Genomic DNA, 18,542 nt, shown 5'->3' on the forward strand with positions numbered 1-18,542 from the left:
GTGTCACGTTCTCTCCCCCGAGCCTGCCGTTATTTTCGCGCGACCATAATGCAATTGCCCGGCGGGGAAAACTGCTATCTGGTCAACGGTGGCTGCGCGGGCTAGGTCTTGGGCAACGCATTTTTCAGGAGAATGATATGAGCAGTCTTGTGCCCGTCCGATTCACCCCCTTTGACCTTGATGCGATAGCGCAAACCGAAGGGCGCGTGGCCATTCTCATTCCCGCCGATGGCAAGATGAGCCCCGCCGCGCGTCGAGCCAATCGCCTGACCAAAGGCGCGGTTGCGCGGCTGGTCGAAAGCGAGCGGTTCAGCAAGGTCAAATCGGGTAATGTTATTTCGCTGGCCTGGCCTGCCGGAATGGTGGCCGAGGCGCTGGACATTCTGGTGTTGCCGCGTCGCCCCGACGCGGACGAGGCGCGCAAGGCCGGGGCCAATCTGGCGAAAGCTGCAGCGGGCAAACCCGTGCTGGTCATGGCCGCCAATCACGCGCGTATCGAAGAGGTAGCCTTGGGCATGGTACTGCGGGCCTACGATTTCGATGTCCACAAATCCAAGGACTCAGACCCGGCGGGTGAGATCACCATCGGTCACTCCAAGCCGGAGGAGGCCGAAGCCGCTTTTGCACCGCTCTATGCCGTCGCAGACGGTGTGCGCATGACACGAGATCTGACAAATGAACCCGCGAATGTGCTGACGACAACTGAGTTCGCGGACAGATTGGTCGAGATGGAATCGCTGGGCCTGAAGGTCGAGGTTCTGGAAGAGGACAAGCTGGCCGAACTGGGCATGCGTACGCTGCTGAGCGTCGGGCAGGGCTCGGTCAGCCCCTCGAAAGTTGTGGTGATGCAATGGGACGGCGGCGACAAGGATGACGCGCCGCTGGCCTTGGTCGGTAAGGGCGTCGTGTTCGATACCGGCGGTATCTCGCTTAAGCCGGCCGGAGGCATGGAAGACATGACCATGGACATGGGCGGCGCGGGTGTTGTTGCCGGAACCATGCGAGCGTTGGCCAAGCGCAACGCCAAAGCCAATGTCGTGGGGCTGGTCGGGTTGGTCGAAAACATGCCCTCGGGCAATGCCTCTCGCCCAGGCGATGTGGTCACTTCGATGAAAGGCGACACTGTCGAGATCATCAACACCGATGCCGAGGGTCGTTTGGTTCTGTGTGACGTCATGTGGTACGCGCAGGATCGGTTCCAGCCGGTGGGCATGATCGATCTGGCCACACTGACGGGCGCGGTCATCATTGGTCTTGGGCATGAGAATGCCGGTGTGTTTTCAAACAATGACACCTTCTGCGACGCCTTCTTGAAGTCGGCCAAGGCCGAGGACGAGGGCGCATGGCGGCTGCCCTTGGGTGAAGGCTACGACAAACAACTTAAATCGCGCATTGCGGATATGAAGAACGTGGGCGGGCGGCCCGCAGGTTCGATCACCGCAGCGCAGTTCCTGCAGCGTTTCGTCAAGGAAGAGACGCCGTGGATTCACTTGGATATCGCAGGTGTGGCCTCTGTCTCTTCCGAGACCTCTTATGCGCCGAAAGGGGCCACGGGCTGGGGCGTCCGCGCGCTAAGCCGGTTCGTGCAGGACAATTTCGAGTAAGCGCATGGGTGCCGTCTATTTCTACCACCTGACCCGCCAGCCGTTAGAGCACACATTGCCTGTGCTGCTCGACAAGGCACGACAGGCCGGGTGGCGGATTGCCGTGCGGGGAATCGACCCTGTGCGGATGGACTGGCTGGATGAGAAATTGTGGCTGGGACCTGAGGACGGGTTCCTGCCGCATGGCCGCGAAGGTGGCCCGCACGACGCGGCACAGCCCGTTCTGCTGACGACCGGCCAAGGGGCTGCAAATGGCGCGACCTGTGTGATGGCTGTCGATGGGGCAACGGTTGAGGCGGAGGAAGTTTCGACCATGGAGCGTGTCTGCATTCTGTTCGACGGGAATGATCCGGAGGCGGTTCAACATGCGCGCGGGCAGTGGAAGGCTCTGACCGGGGCGGGATGTTCGGCACAGTATTGGTCCGAGGAATCCGGACGATGGGAGAAAAAGGCCGAGGCTTGATCGGCCACAAATATATTTTAGGAGATTTCAAATGGATATGAAGCCTTTGGGCCGCACCGGGATCATGGTGTCGGATTTATGTCTTGGGACAATGACCTTTGGTACTCAGACCTCGGAAACTGAGGCGCACCGCCAGATGGACATGGCGCTTGCGGGTGGGATCAACTTTGTCGACGCGGCTGAGATGTATCCGGTGAACCCGATCTCGGCAGAGACGGTCGGGCGGACCGAAGAGATTCTTGGCAATTGGAATGCCGCCAATCCTTCGCGTCGAGGGGACTATGTGCTGGCCACGAAACACTCTGGTGAAGGGTTCGTGCATGCGCGCAATGGCGCCCCAATCTCGAAAGAGACCATACCTGAGGCGATAGAGGGTTCACTGCGTCGTCTACAGACTGATTGCATAGATCTCTATCAGTTCCACTGGCCAAATCGTGGCAGCTACATGTTCCGACAGAACTGGGACTATGCGCCCTCGGGTCACAACCGTGACGAGATTATGGACGAGATGCGCGAAAGCCTGATCGCTCTGCAGGCGCAGGTGGACAAGGGCAATATCCGTGCCTTTGGTCTGTCGAATGAAAGCGCTTGGGGTACCGCTCAGTGGTTGTGGGCGTCGGATGAGGTTAGTGGACCTCCGGTCGCGTCGATCCAGAACGAATATTCTTTGCTCTGCCGGTTATTCGATACCGACCTGGCTGAATTGTGTCTTCTGGAAGATGTCGGGCTACTATCATTCTCACCGTTGGCGGCGGGTTTCCTGACTGGGAAATATCAAGGGGGTGCTGTTCCAGAAGGATCACGCATGGCGCTGGTGCCGAATATGGGCGGGCGTAAAACAGATCGCGTTTTTGATGCCGTGGCTGCTTATCTGGATGTTGCCGCGCGGCATGGGCTGGACCCGATCCACATGTCACTGGCGTGGTGTTGCAGCCGTCCTTTCATGGCCTCAACCATCTTTGGCGCGACGACTTTAGCGCAGCTAGAACATATTCTGGCGGGTAAGGATTTGAAGCTGTCGTCCGAAGTGATGGCCGAGATCAGTGCGGCGCATCGGGCGTTTCCGATGCCATATTGAAGGGATGGGGGCTCTGCCCCCGTCGCCTTTGGCGACTCCCCCGAGGTATTTTAGGCCAGATGAAGCTGGATCGTGTCAGTGATGGGTGGGTTGCGTACGGTCTTGCCTGAGGTCGCGAGCCGTGAGGCCGTGGGCGGTTCGGAACGCGCGGGCGAAGCTGGATTGCGAGGCGAAGCCGGTGGCCAGCGCCACGTCCATCAGCGGCAGGTCGGTATCGGTAACCAGACGGCGGGCCTCGGCCAGTCTGAGTTGCAGGTAATGATCCTGTGGAGTTGTATTCAGGCGCAGGCGGAACTGCTGCTGCAGGGTGCGTGTACTAGTGCCGAGTCTATCGGCGATGTGCGCAAGGGACAGCGGGTCGTCCAGTGAGGATTCCATCAATGAGTTGGCTTTGGCTGTGAGCGCGGTGTGACGGTGCGGCGCACCGGTGCGGCTTTGTGGTTTTGAGGGCTGAGACGCACCTTCATAGAGGAATAGCCCGGACACGCGGGCGGCAAAGCCCGCGCCATGACGTGCAGCAATAATATGGAGCATCATATCGATCGCCGGGACGGCGCCGCCAGAGGTTAGGCGCGTATCGGAGACGGTAAATCGGTCAGGGCGCACATCGACATTGGGAAAGCGCGCAGCGAAGTTCTTCAAATCCTCCCAATGGGTCGTCGCCGCGTGACCGTCGAGCAATCCAGCCTCAGCCAGTAACCAGGGGCCGCCATCTATCCCGGCGATTGTTGCACCGGTGGCCGCGATCCTGCGGAGCCCGGCGAGCAGGCTGGGCGTCGCATGACGGGCCAATTGGAATCCGGCAACTACGATCAACAGATCGCAGCCCTGCAACCGGGCCAGGGGAATGCCCTGCACATTCAGGGCGCTGGTCAGCAACGCGGGTTCTGCGGTTGCCGTGACGTAGTCCCAATCAAAAGCGGGCCGATCCGCTAGTCGGTTGGCAGCACGCATCGGATCGACGGCGGCCGCGAAGCTGAGTGTGTTGCATTCGTCCAGCACCAGCACCGCCGTTTTCAGGGCGCGATGTTCGGGCTGCAGTATGTTTTTTGCGGATTTCATCAAGTCTGATTCGCATTTTGCTAAGTGGTTCCCTCAAGGCTGCGTCAGAGTTGGCGTTGACGCAAATCGGAATCCGGGGAGAAGCCTGGGGAAAACCCACGGTAAAACCGGGTATAAGCTGGGGATAACGCCATGCCTTTGGAAATGAACCGCGAAGTCTTTATCACCTGTGCCGTCACCGGCTCGGGCGGGACACAGGATCGCAGCCCACATGTGCCGCGTTCGCCGAAGCAGATTGCCGATAGTGCAATTGCTGCAGCGAAAGCCGGTGCGGCCGTGGTGCACTGCCATGTGCGCGACCCCGAGACCGGTGCGCCTTCACGCGATCTGGCGCTGTACCGTGAAGTCACGGACCGCATTCGCGATGCCGAAGTAGACGCGGTTCTGAACCTGACGGCGGGCATGGGCGGAGACATGGTGTTCGGCGGGATCGAAAATCCGCTGCCTTTGGCAGAGGCCGGAACCGATCTGGTTGGTGCCACTGAACGTGTTGCACATGTAGCGGAGTGCTTGCCTGAAATCTGTACTCTGGATTGTGGCACGATGAACTTTGCCGAGGCCGACTATGTGATGACCAATACGCCCGGCGCCTTGCGGGCGATGGGGCAGATGATGACCGATCTGGGTGTGAAGCCCGAGATCGAGGCCTTCGACACCGGCCATCTGTGGTTCGCCAAGCAGCTGGTGAAAGAGGGTGTTCTGGAACCGAACGCTCTGGTCCAGCTATGTATGGGGGTGCCGTGGGGGGCTCCGGATGATCTCAACACCTTTATGGCGATGGTGAACAATGTGCCGGATGACTGGACGTTCAGCGCGTTTTCGCTGGGGCGCAATGAGATGGCGTATGTCGCGGCCTCGGTTCTGGCGGGCGGCAATGTGCGCGTCGGGCTGGAGGACAACCTGTGGCTGGAAAAGGGTGTTCTGGCCGAAAACTGGCAGTTGGTCGAGCGTGCAGGCAGCATCATCGAAAACATGGGCGCGCGGGTGATCGGGCCGCAGGAAGTACGTGAAAAGTTGGGGCTTACTAAGCGGGCTCCGGTTGCGAAGTAGTCGCGGATTGGGGGCCAGCCCCCAAACCCCCGAGATATTTTTGGCCAGATGAAGAGGCGGATCGTGGGCAAAGAACAGCAAGCAAAAACAGCAGCAATCATCGGAGGCGGTGTGATTGGTGGCGGGTGGGCTGCCCGGTTCCTGCTGAACGGATGGGATGTTCGGGTATACGATCCCGACCCTGAAGCCGAGAGGAAGATCGGTGAGGTGTTAGATAACGCGCGCCGTTCTTTGCCGGGGTTGAGCGATGTACCTCTGCCGCCCGAAGGGACCCTGAGCTTTCATGACGATCTCGGTGAGGCAGTTCAGGGCGCGATCTGGATTCAGGAGAGCGTACCGGAAAGGCTCGATCTCAAGCTGAAGGTTTACAAGAGCTTGCAGGGGGTTTGTGATCCAGATGCAATCATCGGGTCCTCGACCAGCGGGTTCAAGCCCTCAGAGTTACAGGAAGGCGCGTTGCGACCCGAGCAGATCGTGGTGACCCACCCGTTCAACCCGGTCTACCTGTTACCACTGATCGAACTGGTTCCGACCGACAAGAATTCACCTGACTTGATCGCGCGGGCCAAAGATCTTTTGACCTCGGTGGGGTTCTTCCCGCTGCACATCAAGAAGGAAATCGACGCGCATATTGCTGACCGGTTCCTCGAGGCGGTGTGGCGCGAGGCGCTTTGGCTGGTGAAAGACGGCATCGCAACGACCGAAGAGATCGATGAATCCATCCGCATGGGTTTTGGCATCCGTTGGGCCCAGATGGGACTGTTCGAAACCTATCGCGTGGCCGGTGGAGAGGCCGGGATGCGGCATTTCATGGCTCAGTTCGGCCCGGCGCTGAAATGGCCCTGGACTAAGCTCATGGACGTGCCTGAGTTCACCGATGAGTTGGTCGACTTGATCGCGGATCAGTCGGATGCGCAGTCTGGCAAGCACTCGATCCGCGAGTTGGAGCGTATCCGGGACAATAACCTCGTTGGTATGATGCGGGCGCTGAAGGCCCAGAACTATGGTGCAGGGGCGGTATTGAACCAGCATGATGCGGCCTTGAAGCCAGGAGCGCTGCCGACGCTGGACGAGGCGGATCTGAGCCAGCCGATCCTCACGCTGTCGCGCGCCGTTCCGCTGGATTGGACCGACTACAATGGCCACATGAATGAAGCTAAATATCTGGAGGCCTTTGCAGCAGCCACGGATCGTTTCATGGAAATCATTGGCTGCGATATGGAGTATATCGCGACAGGCGGCAGCTATTTCACTGCCGAAAATCACATCCGTTACATGCAGGAGACCCATGCGGGGTCGCGGATCGAATGCCGTACGCAGATGCTGTTAGGGCAGGGCAAGAAGCTGCATGTCTTCCACAGCATGTACGAGGGTGAAACGCTGTTGGCCACAGGCGAAAGCTTTCTTCTGCATGTCAGCCTTGAGACCCGACGCCCCAGCCCACCTTCACCCGAGATCGAGGCCGCGATGGCACGGGTTGCCGAGGCGCAGGCCGGGTTGCCTTATCCCGAAGGCGCGGGCGCGGCTATCCGCAAGCCCGCATGAGCAGCCGGGTCTTGATTACCGCAGGCGCCTCTGGCGTCGGCAGGGCCATGGCTGAAGCGTTTGATGCTGCCGGGGCTCAGGTCTGGGTTGCGGATGTTGATGCGGATGCGTTGGCGGATTGCCCGGCGCATTGGAAGCAAAGCCAGCTTGATGTGTCGGATGAGGATGCTGTCGCGGCTGCGTTTACCGACCTTGAGACCGAATGGGACGGGCTTGATGTGCTCTGTGCGAATGCGGGGATAGCGGGTCCCACCGCAGCGGTTGAGGACGTTTCCCTGACGGATTGGAGGTCATGCCTTTCCATCAATCTAGAGGGGTCATTTTTGTGCTCTAAATACGCTGCACCTCTGATGAAACAGCAACGCAGCGGCGCGATCTTGATCACTTCATCGACTGCAGGCCAGTACGGATACCCCAACCGCGCGCCGTACGCGGCGGCCAAGTGGGGCATGGTGGGATTAGGCAAAACGCTGGCGATGGAACTTGGGCCGCACGGAATCCGCTGCAATGTGATCTGCCCGGGTTCGGTCGAAGGTCCACGAATGGAGGGCGTGTTGCAGCGCGAGGCCGATGCCAAGGGCATGACCCGGGATCAGGTTTACGACGGCTATGCCTCGGGCACGTCCATGGGCCGCTTTGTAGAGGCGCAGGACATTGCGAACATGGCTGTATTCCTGGCTTCAGATGCAGCGAGGCTGGTGTCGGGTCAGGTAATCGCGGTGGATGGCCATACGGTCAATCCTGACCCGAAACTGTGAATCAGCCCTGATTTGGCCCCCGAATCTGGCGGATGGCGCTGCGGACAGCTTGCCAGTCCTGCGCCTCCTGCTGATTTCCGGCGGCTTCGCATTCGCGCATTTTCTGCGCAGCTTCGGCTTCGGCCCGATCGCCATGGGCCGTATAAAGGGCACGTGCGTATTCAGCGGTTTTGAGTGCGTCCATTCCCGTCATCCTCCATCTCAGATCGGAATGTCTGTAGTTTCGCGCCAAGTGACTATACTACAGCTTTCAGCCTAGGTCATGTCTGAGAGATTTCTGCCCGCAATTGCTGCAGATGGTCCGGGAAATCACGCGCGGTCATATCCGCCTCTCGCACCAGTCGGTCGAAATGGAGCGTAAAGACCTCAATCCGATCACGGTCTCGGAAAGCCATGTAGTGGCTTCCGGCATAGAACACGCATAGAAGTGGGCCGAATATCGTGACGGGGGCAGAGTAAAGACGTTTTGCATCAAATAGATAGATGCGCAGACGTGGATAAAGCTGCTCGCACACCGACAGCAGGTGATCGATCTGATCCAACCGGACCTGAAGCGGTAGTCCCTCGTAGTAACCGCTGGCATAGGCAAAGCTGTGAAGCTCGTACAACGGCATGGCAATTTCATAGTCGGACTGGGCGCTGCGCATCCATGCCAGCCGGTCTGCCGAGGCGCCAATGGCTTGATCCGCAGTACGGCCGAGATGCGGAGCGTATTCCCATTCAAGCACGGCGCGGGTCTTGAGCATGTCGGGCAGGGTAGCCGGAACGTAGCGTATCTTGTAGCCGGCGGCCTCTTGATGCCATTCAAAAATGCGCTCATCAACCAATGCCCGGGCGGCCTCGGTTAGGGTGAGGGAACTGGCCAATAGTTCTGCCGCGCTTTCGGGTCGGTTGGAAAGCCCAAGAAGCCAATCGGCGGAAACCCCAAGCGCCGAGGCGCAGCTGCCGACGACATGAGCATTCGGAAGGCGTGCCCCCGCCCCGGTCAGCAATTGCGAAACGGTAGATCGGTCAACCCCGATGCTGCGTGCCAGGGCGCTTTGGCTGACGTTGCGCTCTTGCATCGCTCGGGCCAGGCGCTGGCGAAAATGCAGGGCGCGATCCCGTTTGTCGATTTTATCAATCATGTGATGATTAATATCACCTTTGGTGAGAATTGTTAATCATATTCAGAATTCACGACCCTTGGCTCTGTCTGTAACGCTGGTGTTACAAAAATAAGAATGGGGTCTGGAATGGAAACGCGACGCAGGTCGGTCGTGAAGGCGCTGGTGTGGAATGCGATGGGGCTGGCGATGATGACGCTGGTTGGTTTGATCGCCACGGGTTCAGCAGCACTTGGAGGGATGGTTGCACTGGTCAATACGGCCATTGGTTTGACCATGTATGTGATTTACGAGCGTATCTGGGCCGGAATTTCGTGGGGCCGCAATGGCTGAGCCGGTCACACCCAAATCACCTGAATGGGCGACATTTGCCCTGATCATCGCGTGCTATTTAGCCTGGATTGGTGCGATTTTCTGGTTGGCAGGCATATCGCTTTGGCTTGCGATCCCGTTCATGGGGCTGGTGGCTGCGCTGCATTCCTCGCTGACCCATGAGGCTTTGCACGGGCATCCCTTTCGCCAGAAGTGGCTGAATGAGGCGCTGATGGCGATGCCGCTGACTTTGTTCATTCCCTACAATCGGTTTCGGGACCTGCATCTGGCGCATCACTGTGACGCGAACCTAACCGATCCCTATGATGACCCTGAGACCAACTATCTCGACCCGCAGGTCTGGGCGTCTCTGTCCGGTTGGCAGAGGCGGATGTATCAAGTGAACAACACTCTGCTGGGGCGGATGGTTCTGGGGCCTGCAATTGGGCAGGTTGCGTTCTTGCGGGATGAACTGCGTGGTGCACTTCGCGGAGATCGGGCGATTTTGTTGGCATGGGCGCTGCATATGCCCGGCGTTGTCGCGACTCTTTGGATCGTCTCGCTTTCGCAAATGCCGATCTGGGCCTTCGCCCTTTCAGCATATATCGGGCTGGGACTGGTCAAGATCCGCACATTCCTGGAACACCGCGCGCATGAGAAATCGCGCGCGCGCACAGTGATCGTAGAAGACCGTGGCATCCTTGCATTTCTGTTTTTGAACAATAACTTGCACGTCGTTCATCATATGAACCCATCAGCACCTTGGTACCGATTGCCGGCACTCTACCGCACGGGCAAGGAAAGATACTTGGCCTGTAACGAGGCTTATGTCTACCGTTCGTACGGGCAGATATTCCGAGAGTATTTCTGGCGCGCCAAGGATCCGGTGGCGCATCCGCTCTGGCCAAAGCCTTGATTTAACGACAGAAGGGAAGCCATGAGTTTATGGATTCCCGTCACCATCGCGGCCGCATCGTTCCAGACGGTGCGGTTCATGCTGCAGAAATCCCTGAGCAGCGTGAAGCTTTCGGCTGCCGGGGCGACATTTGCACGATTCGCCTATTCCATGCCATTGGCCTTGCTGGGGCTTTTCATTGCTTTGGCCGCGACGGGGTACGAACTGCCAGCGCTGTCGGCGAAGTTCTGGATATTTGCTGTCATCGGCGGGACCACACAGATATTGGCCACGATCTGCGTTGTGGCATTGTTCAAGCAGCGCAACTTTGCGGTAGGGATTACGTTCAAGAAAACTGAGGTGATTCAAACCGCTATTGTGGGGTTCCTTGTCCTCGGCGATCAGGTCTCTACCGGGGCGCTGGGGGCAATTCTGCTTGGGTTGCTGGCCGTCCTGTTATTGTCAAAAACGCCTGGAGGCAGCGGCGCTTGGTGGCAACATCTGACAAACAAAGCCTCGCGTCTTGGACTGGGGTCAGGCGTGTTATTCGCATTCTCCTCGGTCAGCTATCGTGGCGCCTCTTTGCAATTGGGCGACATCGATGCGTGGTTCCGGGCACTTGTGACACTGGCCGTCGTGGTAACGTTTCAGTTTCTCAGCATGTGGCTGTGGCTGCTTTGGCGAGACAGGGCCGAGCTGCGCGCGGTGTGGGAGACTCGCCGGACCGGTGTTTTTGTCGGCCTGACCAGCCTCTGTGGTTCGTTTTGCTGGTTCTTCGCCTTCACGTTGCAGAACGCTGCCTATGTAAAGGCCTTGGGTCAGATCGAACTGATCCTCAGCCTGTTCGCATCGCTGCTGTTTTTCCGTGAAACCATCACCCGGCGCGAGATCGCCGGGATGACGTTGCTTGGCTTGTCGATACTGGCGCTTGTGCTGACAATCTAGCCTGCGCGACGCTCATCAAAGCTGAGAGCGATAAAGCTGGGGAGGTGATCCCCCATGCCTACAACTGCTGGCCCGCCATCGTCGCGACGCCCACGACCACGGGTTTTGGGCTCTCGCTCTTTGCGGCTCTCGCTCTTTTTGTTGTCCGACGCTTTGGCCTTCTTCTCTGGCTTTGGCGCCTCGGGCTTGGGCTCATCGGCCTTGACCGGATTGTCGATGCGCGGAATGTCCTTCTGGATCAGGCTCTCGATCGCGGCCAGCGCCTTTTCATCGCGGCCCGAGCAGATCGTGATTGCCTTGCCTTCGCGCCCGGCACGGCCCGTGCGGCCGATGCGGTGGACATAATCTTCGGCATGGCCGGGAACATCGAAGTTGAACACGTGGCTGACCGAGGGGATATCCAGACCCCGTGCAGCAACGTCCGAAGCCACCAGCAGCCGCAGTGATCCATCGCGGAATCCGTCCAGTGTTTTCATCCGCTGCGACTGATCCAGATCGCCATGGATCGCGGCGGCGTTATAGCCGTATTTCTTCAGCGACTTGGCGCAGATATCTACATCGGTCTTGCGATTGCAGAAGATGATGGCGTTGGTGCATTTGTCACCCTCGGCATCGATCAATGCGCGCAGGGTCTTGCGTTTCTGGCTGGCCTCACGATCCCGGCGACCACCTTTGAACATCACCACGCCTTGTTCGATGGTTTCCGAAGCGGTGGCCTGACGCGCAACTTCGACCCGGGTGGGGGCCGACAGGAAAGTATCGGTGATCCGTTCGATCTCGGGCGCCATGGTGGCCGAGAAGAACAGCGTCTGGCGGGTGAATGGCGTCAGCGAGAAGATGCGCTCGATATCAGGAATGAAGCCCATGTCGAGCATCCGGTCAGCTTCGTCCACCACCATGATCTGAACGCCTGTCAGAAGCAGCTTCCCACGTTCGAAATGATCCAGCAGACGGCCCGGAGTGGCAATCAGCACGTCAACACCGCGGTCAATCAGAGCATCCTGTTCCTTGAAGGAAACGCCACCGATCAACAGTGCTTTGGTCAGCTTGAGGTGCTTGGCGTAGGTGTCGAAATTCTCGGCCACCTGCGCTGCCAGTTCCCGCGTCGGGCACAAGACCAGCGAGCGTGGCATGCGTGCGCGGGCGCGCCCACGGGCCAGCAATGTGATCATCGGCAGAGTGAAGCTGGCAGTTTTGCCGGTGCCGGTTTGGGCGATCCCCAGAACATCGCGCCCTTCCAGCGCGGCTGGAATTGCGCCTTCCTGGATCGGGGTCGGAGTTTCGTATCCGGCTTCCTCAATTGCTTTGAGGACCTTCGGGTTCAGGTTCAGTTCGTTAAACTTTGTCATGTATGTCCGGTTCAAGCGGACACTAGACCTGGCCCGCGCGTCTGAAAATGCCGGGCCCGGATGGCCATGCGCCCCATGCGCGTTTCGGCTGTGGCGCGGGCATAACAAAAACGTGGGGCAGGGTCAAATGAAGTCGGTTTAATCCGTGGCAAATCTGCCGGTAACAAGGATTTCCGCAACAATTCAGATGGTTCCGGGAAAGTGTTTCGCGACTTTTTGGTCCAGATCAAGCGGCCGGTGACGGATCAATTCGTTATCCTCAAGCCGTTCCAGCACTTCCGGGTCAGCAGCGCTGATTTCATCGTAAAATTCCCGCAGGCCATCGAGCCCGTATTCGGTTTCCAGAAGGGTGATCAATTCGTACCTGTCTAGCGCACCGATCTTTCGCGGCCGATCCGGGCTGGCCTGGTACGAGCCGCGTTCGAGGCGGAAACGATAATGCGCCAGCCAATGCTCCCAATCCGGGGCGTGGCGATGACACAGATCGATCTGAGGAAGCTCGGTTCTGACTGGCAGAAACTCACCGTGCTGATAGAGGTTGTGGATACGGTCGCTCAGTTTTTTCAAACCGCCGCGTACGAACAGTTTGCCCTGAATGTGGCTCATGAAACCGGCCAGAACGTAAGTGCCGAAATTGGGATAGAGCGCTTCGACCAGCGCTTGTCGATTCTGACTTTCGGGAATGAACGCTTTGTAGAGGTCCTGGCCACCCGCCAGCGCCTCAATCGGGCGGACGCGGACGGCGGGGATGTCATCGGGAATGTCGCGCAGCAGGTCTGGGATCGGGGACATCGGCCACAGGAACTCATCGACATCGATATGTGCGACCCAGTCCAGATCAGTCCTGTTGTAGATCAAATTCGCGTTCGAGGATTGTCGAACCTGATGTTTGTCCGGCCTCTCACGCCTGCGACGCTTCCAGAACGCCGCATCGCAGGTACGCACCCGGATCCGGGGATGCTCGCGCAGGGCTGAGATGTCCCCCTGGACCGGCTCGTCTAGAAAGATGTGAATCCGGTCCGCGCCGATATCGAGGTGGTGGGCGGCAAAGCGCAAAATATCCTCACGCGGGGCGCGGATCGTGGACACAATCCCCCATGTGGTCACTTCTGGATTGCCCGCAGAGTCCGTCAGGTCATCATTTCCTTCGTCGCGGTCAGGCTCAGCTCGGGATAATCGCGGACGACCCGGTCGATGTCCCACTGCAGCCGCGTTAGATAGACGATATCTCCATCGTGATCATGGGCAATATGCTGCTTGTTGGCGTTGACGAATTTGTCGATCTCAACCTTGTTGCCACTGACCCAACGGGCCGAGGTGAACTGAGACGCCTCAAACCGCACAGGCAGGCCGTATTCCATCTCAATCCGGCTGGCGAGCACCTCGAATTGCAGCGCACCGACGACGCCGACGATGAAGCCCGACCCAATCGAAGGTTTGAATACCTTCGCGGCACCTTCCTCGGCGAACTGCATCAGGGCCTTTTCCAGATGCTTGGCCTTCAATGGGTCACCCGCGCGCACCGTTTGCAGCAATTCCGGTGCGAAGGAGGGGATGCCGGTTACCCGGATCGCCTCACCTTCGGTCAGCGTGTCGCCGATGCGCAACTGACCGTGGTTGGGAATGCCGATGATGTCTCCGGCCCAGGCTTCCTCGGCCAGTTCCCGGTCAGAGGCGAGGAACAGCACAGGGTTTGATATTGCCATCGGTTTCTTCGATCGCACATGCGTTAGCTTCATGCCACGTTTGAAATGGCCCGAGGCCATTCGGACAAAGGCCACCCGGTCGCGGTGTTTGGGGTCCATATTGGCCTGCACCTTGAACACGAAACCGGCGACCTTCTTTTCATCGGGCGCGATCTGACGGGGCTCAGCGGACTGAACCTGCGGCTGCGGACCATAGGCGCCGATACCCTCCATCAGTTCCTTGACGCCAAACGAGTTGATGGCCGAACCAAACCAGATCGGGGTCATGTGCCCCTCAAGCACCGCCTGAGGGTCGAGCTTGGGCAGCAATTCGCGTGCCATCTCAACCTCTTCCAGCAGCTTGTCGAGCAATTCAGCGGGCACATGCTCGGCCAGCTTAGGGTCATCCAGACCATTGATTTGGATGCTTTCGGCCACCTTGTTGCGGTCGGCGCGGTCCATCAGCTCAAGCCGGTCGCGCAGCATGTCGTAGCAGCCGATGAAATCGCGACCCACACCGATAGGCCACGCGGCTGGCGTGACGTCGATCGCCAGCATTTCCTGAATTTCGTCGATGATCTCGAACGTATCCCGGCTTTCGCGGTCCATCTTGTTACAGAAGGTCAGGATCGGCAGATCGCGCAGGCGGCAGACCTCGAACAGTTTCTGCGTCTGGCTTTCCACACCTTTCGCACCGTCAATGACCATGACGGCGGCGTCTACGGCCGTCAGGGTGCGATAGGTGTCTTCGGAGAAATCCGAGTGGCCGGGTGTGTCCACCAGATTGAACCGGAAGTTCCCATAGTCGAACGACATGGCCGAGGCTGAGACCGAAATACCACGATCTTTCTCCATCTGCATAAAGTCCGACCGCGTCCGCCGTGCCTCACCCTTGGCCCGTACCTGTCCAGCCATCTGGATCGCGCCGCCGTACAGCAGAAACTTTTCCGTTAGCGTCGTCTTGCCCGCATCCGGGTGCGAGATGATAGCGAAGGTCCGGCGACGAGCGATCTCGGGCGGCAGGGTGGGTTGGTTCGAAGTATCAAGCATAAGCGCGCGTATAGGCGGGGAATCCAACTGAGGCAAGACAAAGGGGGTGGTTCGAATCATGTGGCTGTGGCAATAAGAACATATAGTGAACAAAAATGGAGTGGACCAATGAATTTGAAAGAAATCGCAGACGAACTGGTTGCTGGATGCCGCGAGAACCGGGCCAAGGAAAACCTCGAGAAGCTTTATGCCTCGGATGCTGTTTCTGTTGAGGGACAGGATTTTGCGGGCATGGGGCGCGAGACGCACGGATTGGAAGCCATTCGTGGCAAGCACGAATGGTGGGAAGGCGCTCATGAAGTATCGGGCGCGTCCGTCAGTGGCCCGTACCCGCATGGTGACGACCGCTTTGCCGTGATCTTTGAAGTGCAGGGCAAGGTGAAAGAAACCGGTGAGAGCTTTGATATGCGTGAGGTCGGTGTCTATCACGTCGCCGATGGCAAGATCGTGCGTGAAGAGTTCTTTTATTAATCCGCAAGATCCCATTCTGGTCTTCTTTGCCGGGCCGATGTTAGATGTGTGCCGAAGATAGGGAGGGCCAGAATGGACTTGGGAATTCGCGGAAAACGTGCGCTGGTTTGTGCCAGCAGCAAAGGCTTGGGATTGGGCTGTGCCGAGGCGTTGGCCGAAGCCGGCGTTGATCTTGTGATGAACGCGCGCGGAGCCGAAACGTTGGAGGCTGAAGCCACGCGTTTGCGATCCTCATATGGCGTTGCCGTGCAGACAGTGGCTTGTGATGTTACCACACCAGAGGGTCAGGCCGAGGTGATAAGTGCTGCGCAGGGTGCTGATATCCTTGTCACAAACGCGGGTGGCCCTCCGCCCGGCATGTGGTCGGACTGGGAGCGTGATGATTTCATCAAAGCGCTGGATGCCAATATGCTGACACCCATAGCTTTCATGAAGGCTCTGCTACCGGGAATGATGGATAAGGGCTGGGGTCGCGTGGTGAATATCACCTCGCAGTCGGTACGCGCGCCGATTGCGGTGCTGGGCCTGTCGAATGCGGCGCGAACTGGATTAACCGGCTATGTTGCGGGCACATCGCGCCAGGTGGCACCACATGGCGTGACGATCAATAATCTGCTGCCAGGTATCCACGCCACCGACCGCGCGAACGCGCTGGATGGCGGGGTGTCAGAGCAGAAAGGTATTTCGATGGCCGAGGCACGGGCTGAACGCGCTGCAACCATCCCAGCGAGACGCTATGGCACGAGGGAAGAGTTTGGGGCGACCTGCGCGTTTCTATGCTCGCAACACGCCGGGTTCATTGTCGGGCAGAACATTTTGCTGGACGGTGGTGGCACCAATCTGACGATGTAGGTATGGCACAGAACTTTTCTCTGAAAGATCAGTTGTTCAACGCGGAAAAGATAAGCTTTCTTGCGGGCTTGTTCGCCAATGCTGATTCCGATTTCAAGGAAGAAGCATTCGCGGCGAAAGTGATGTCGCGTTTGCCCGAGCTTGAACTGAAAGAGCGTATGGCGTGGATTGCAGAGTGTCTGCAAGAATCGGTGCCCGGCGATTTGCCGGCAGTGGCACCGGTCATTCTGCGGGCGCTGCCGCCTCCGCTGGACCCCGCCAAAAGTGATGACGACTTCGGAGACTTCATCTTTGCGCCCTTGGGTGATTGGGTTTGTGCAATCGGCCTGGATCATCCCGCTTTGGCGCTGGATGTATTCGAAGAGCTGACCCAGAGATTTTCGATGGAATGGGCGATCCGCCCGTTCCTCAATCACCACTCCGAACTGGTCATGGCGCGGATGCAGGCTTGGTGCACGCATCCCAGCTATCACGTGCGTCGTCTGGTCAGCGAGGGCACGCGGCCGCGTTTACCGTGGGGGCAGGCCGTTGGCTTGGCAATGTCAGACCCATTGCCGTTATTGGACCGGTTGCACGGGGATCGGACGCGCTATGTGACGCGCTCGGTCGCCAATCATCTGAATGATATCACCAAGAAAGACCCCGATCTGGTGCTGGAACGTCTGCGTAGCTGGGGCGAGACAGGGCGGCAGGACAAGGACGAACTGAACTGGATGACATCTCATGCATTACGAGGCCTTGTGAAATCTGGGCATCCCAAGGCGATGAAAGTGCTTGGATACGATCCCGATGCAGATATTGCGGTAGAGATTCAGATAAATGGTCCGGCCCGAATTGGTGAAGCGCTGGAGTTTGAAACCCGCCTGAGTGGCGCAGAAGATCAGCCAGTCTTGGTCGACTATATCGTTCATTTCCAACGGCCTGGCGGAAAGATCTCACTCAAGGTTCACAAGTTGAAACAGGCCGCGCTTACAGGTGGACAGTTGACACTTAGAAAGCGGCACAAGCTGAAGGGCAATGCAACAACGTTCAAGTTGGTTCCTGGGCCGCATCGGTTGGAGATTCAAGTGAACGGCCGCGTGCACGCGGGCGTGGATTTCGACCTGCTCGCCTGAGCCCTGTCACGGTTTCGTCAGATCGGGCGCTGGTGGATTGCGTGGTGTGGATTGCTGCACTAGCTGCAAAAGACCAGTGACAAAAGGATTGCCCTGATGAAGCACGAGGCTGTGCAGAACTACTATGGTGAGGTGTTGCAAGGCAGCGCGGATTTGCAAACAAATGCCTGCTGTACTCCGGATGATATGCCGGATCACTTCAAGAAAATTCTGTCGCAAATTCATGATGATGTGCTGACACGTTACTATGGATGCGGGCTGATTGCTCCGTTGGATCTGGAGGGAATGCGTATCCTGGATCTGGGCTGTGGTGCGGGGCGCGATGTGTATGCTTTATCCGCGATGGTCGGTGAAAAGGGCCGTGTTGTCGGCGTTGACATGACGCCTGAGCAGCTCGACGTGGCGCGCGCGCATCAGGACCATCACGCGAAGGCATTCGGACATTCGGCCAGCAATGTCGAGTTTCACCACGGCTATATCGAAAAGCTGGATGAGCTGGACCTCGAACCGGGATCGTTCGATATCATCGTCTCAAACTGCGTGATCAATCTGGCGACCGACAAGGCTGCTGTGCTGCGTGGTACGCATCGGCTGCTAAAAGAGGGCGGAGAGATGTATTTCTCGGACGTCTACGCCGATCGCCGGGTGCCCAAGGCGATGGCCGAGGATGAGATCCTGTATGGCGAATGCCTGTCGGGTGCGCTCTATTGGAACGATTTTCTGTCGATGTCGCGTGCGGTCGGGTTCAGCGATCCCCGTCGGTTGACGCATCGGCCTTTGACCATCGAGAACCCAATTCTGGAAGAACGGGTCGCACCGCTGAGCTTTATTTCGGCCACCTACCGTCTGTTCAAGCTGCCGGAGTTGGAACCTGCATGCGAGGATTACGGTCAGGCTGTGATCTACAAGGGCACAGTGCCGCATGCGCCGCATGAATTTGTGCTGGATGACCACCATACGATCGAGGCCGGCAAAGTATTCCCGGTCTGTGGCAACACGTGGATGATGCTGCAAGACACCCGTTTTGCACGACATTTCGAGTTTATCGGCGATTTCTCGACCCATTACGGGATTTTCGAAGGCTGCGGCGGGGATAGCCCGTTTGTTGTACAGGGCGAAGCTGCCTCGACCGGGTGCTGCTGATCCCTTGCGCCTGATGGGCGGGGTTGTTATCCCCGCCTAAGCCCGATGGAATTGATCGG

General features: G+C 58.3%; 19 protein-coding genes. 13 read left to right on the plus strand and 6 right to left on the minus strand.

The window, feature by feature from the left end; genetic code table 11:
- The first annotated feature begins 137 nt into the window (after window positions 1-137).
- From ACR0DK_RS10280 to ACR0DK_RS10290, 3 genes are read left to right on the plus strand one after another with little or no spacing between them, the layout of a single operon-like run.
- Window positions 138-1,604 (plus strand): leucyl aminopeptidase, encoded by a 1,467-nt coding sequence (locus tag ACR0DK_RS10280; protein WP_170732377.1) that lies wholly within the window; start codon window positions 138-140, stop codon window positions 1,602-1,604.
- Between the two features lie 4 nt (window positions 1,605-1,608).
- The gene (locus ACR0DK_RS10285) at window positions 1,609-2,067 is read left to right on the plus strand and encodes a DNA polymerase III subunit chi (RefSeq protein ID WP_170732376.1); all 459 of its coding nucleotides are present in this window, start codon (window positions 1,609-1,611) and stop codon (window positions 2,065-2,067) included.
- A gap of 31 nt (window positions 2,068-2,098) precedes the next feature.
- Complete coding sequence (locus ACR0DK_RS10290; protein ID WP_480736024.1) at window positions 2,099-3,145, plus strand: aldo/keto reductase; 1,047 nt, start codon at window positions 2,099-2,101, stop codon at window positions 3,143-3,145.
- Window positions 3,146-3,220: 75 nt separating this feature from the next.
- Here the strand turns inward: ACR0DK_RS10290 and ACR0DK_RS10295 are convergent, their stop codons facing one another.
- Window positions 3,221-4,207 (minus strand): GlxA family transcriptional regulator, encoded by a 987-nt coding sequence (locus ACR0DK_RS10295; protein ID WP_480736025.1) that lies wholly within the window; start codon window positions 4,205-4,207, stop codon window positions 3,221-3,223.
- Window positions 4,208-4,339: 132 nt separating this feature from the next.
- Here ACR0DK_RS10295 and bcoG point away from each other — a divergent pair, with 132 nt between their 5' ends.
- The 3 genes from bcoG to ACR0DK_RS10310 all read left to right on the plus strand — a co-directional run bounded on the left by bcoG (window position 4,340) and on the right by ACR0DK_RS10310 (window position 7,560).
- Entirely contained in the window at window positions 4,340-5,257 is a 918-nt protein-coding gene (gene bcoG, locus ACR0DK_RS10300) for a 3-dehydrocarnitine:acetyl-CoA trimethylamine transferase BcoG (protein WP_170422013.1), read from the plus strand.
- Between the two features lie 63 nt (window positions 5,258-5,320).
- The gene (locus ACR0DK_RS10305; protein ID WP_480736028.1) at window positions 5,321-6,802 is read left to right on the plus strand and encodes a carnitine 3-dehydrogenase; all 1,482 of its coding nucleotides are present in this window, start codon (window positions 5,321-5,323) and stop codon (window positions 6,800-6,802) included.
- Entirely contained in the window at window positions 6,799-7,560 is a 762-nt protein-coding gene (locus ACR0DK_RS10310; RefSeq protein ID WP_170396769.1) for an SDR family oxidoreductase, read from the plus strand. The genes ACR0DK_RS10305 and ACR0DK_RS10310 overlap by 4 nt, the downstream gene beginning before the upstream one ends.
- 1 nt (window position 7,561) lies before the next feature.
- Here ACR0DK_RS10310 and ACR0DK_RS10315 read toward each other — a convergent pair whose 3' ends face one another.
- Both ACR0DK_RS10315 and ACR0DK_RS10320 read right to left on the minus strand, forming a co-directional pair.
- Entirely contained in the window at window positions 7,562-7,744 is a 183-nt protein-coding gene (locus ACR0DK_RS10315; protein ID WP_170396771.1) for a hypothetical protein, read from the minus strand.
- Window positions 7,745-7,820: 76 nt separating this feature from the next.
- Window positions 7,821-8,687, minus strand: a complete 867-nt coding sequence (locus tag ACR0DK_RS10320; RefSeq protein WP_480736031.1) for a helix-turn-helix domain-containing protein — start codon at window positions 8,685-8,687, stop codon at window positions 7,821-7,823.
- Window positions 8,688-8,795: 108 nt separating this feature from the next.
- Here ACR0DK_RS10320 and ACR0DK_RS10325 point away from each other — a divergent pair, with 108 nt between their 5' ends.
- Genes ACR0DK_RS10325 through ACR0DK_RS10335 form a run of 3 tightly spaced genes read left to right on the plus strand, consistent with a single transcriptional unit; the run spans window position 8,796 to window position 10,818 of the window.
- Window positions 8,796-8,999: a DUF2061 domain-containing protein gene (locus ACR0DK_RS10325; protein ID WP_039535902.1), complete on the plus strand. Its 204-nt coding sequence runs from the start codon at window positions 8,796-8,798 to the stop codon at window positions 8,997-8,999.
- A complete protein-coding gene (locus ACR0DK_RS10330) occupies window positions 8,992-9,894 on the plus strand; it encodes a fatty acid desaturase (protein ID WP_170662736.1) in 903 nt (300 codons plus the stop codon). Before ACR0DK_RS10325 ends, ACR0DK_RS10330 begins: the two co-directional genes overlap by 8 nt.
- A 21-nt stretch (window positions 9,895-9,915) precedes the next feature.
- The gene (locus ACR0DK_RS10335) at window positions 9,916-10,818 is read left to right on the plus strand and encodes a DMT family transporter (protein WP_170567088.1); all 903 of its coding nucleotides are present in this window, start codon (window positions 9,916-9,918) and stop codon (window positions 10,816-10,818) included.
- On the opposite strand, the gene ACR0DK_RS10340 is transcribed toward ACR0DK_RS10335, so the two are convergent.
- The 3 genes from ACR0DK_RS10340 to ACR0DK_RS10350 all read right to left on the minus strand — a co-directional run bounded on the left by ACR0DK_RS10340 (window position 10,815) and on the right by ACR0DK_RS10350 (window position 14,902).
- On the minus strand, window positions 10,815-12,167 hold the full coding sequence (locus tag ACR0DK_RS10340) for a DEAD/DEAH box helicase (protein WP_170396782.1): 1,353 nt from the start codon (window positions 12,165-12,167) through the stop codon (window positions 10,815-10,817). The genes ACR0DK_RS10335 and ACR0DK_RS10340 overlap by 4 nt on opposite strands.
- Before the next feature lie 183 nt (window positions 12,168-12,350).
- Complete coding sequence (locus ACR0DK_RS10345) at window positions 12,351-13,274, minus strand: glycosyltransferase family 2 protein (RefSeq protein WP_480736035.1); 924 nt, start codon at window positions 13,272-13,274, stop codon at window positions 12,351-12,353.
- 23 nt (window positions 13,275-13,297) lie between these two features.
- Window positions 13,298-14,902, minus strand: a complete 1,605-nt coding sequence (locus ACR0DK_RS10350) for a peptide chain release factor 3 (protein ID WP_170396785.1) — start codon at window positions 14,900-14,902, stop codon at window positions 13,298-13,300.
- A gap of 108 nt (window positions 14,903-15,010) precedes the next feature.
- Here ACR0DK_RS10350 and ACR0DK_RS10355 point away from each other — a divergent pair, with 108 nt between their 5' ends.
- From ACR0DK_RS10355 to ACR0DK_RS10370, 4 genes are all read left to right on the plus strand, one after another.
- Window positions 15,011-15,373, plus strand: coding sequence for a SnoaL-like domain-containing protein (locus ACR0DK_RS10355; protein ID WP_170396787.1), 363 nt, complete (start codon window positions 15,011-15,013; stop codon window positions 15,371-15,373).
- A 72-nt stretch (window positions 15,374-15,445) separates the two neighbouring features.
- Window positions 15,446-16,225 (plus strand): SDR family oxidoreductase, encoded by a 780-nt coding sequence (locus ACR0DK_RS10360; RefSeq protein ID WP_170396789.1) that lies wholly within the window; start codon window positions 15,446-15,448, stop codon window positions 16,223-16,225.
- A 2-nt stretch (window positions 16,226-16,227) separates the two neighbouring features.
- Window positions 16,228-17,340 (plus strand): hypothetical protein, encoded by a 1,113-nt coding sequence (locus ACR0DK_RS10365; RefSeq protein WP_480736038.1) that lies wholly within the window; start codon window positions 16,228-16,230, stop codon window positions 17,338-17,340.
- A gap of 96 nt (window positions 17,341-17,436) precedes the next feature.
- Window positions 17,437-18,483: a methyltransferase domain-containing protein gene (locus ACR0DK_RS10370; RefSeq protein WP_170406181.1), complete on the plus strand. Its 1,047-nt coding sequence runs from the start codon at window positions 17,437-17,439 to the stop codon at window positions 18,481-18,483.
- Window positions 18,484-18,542: the final 59 nt, after the last annotated feature.

This window comes from Ruegeria sp. CE6, assembly GCF_056537485.1.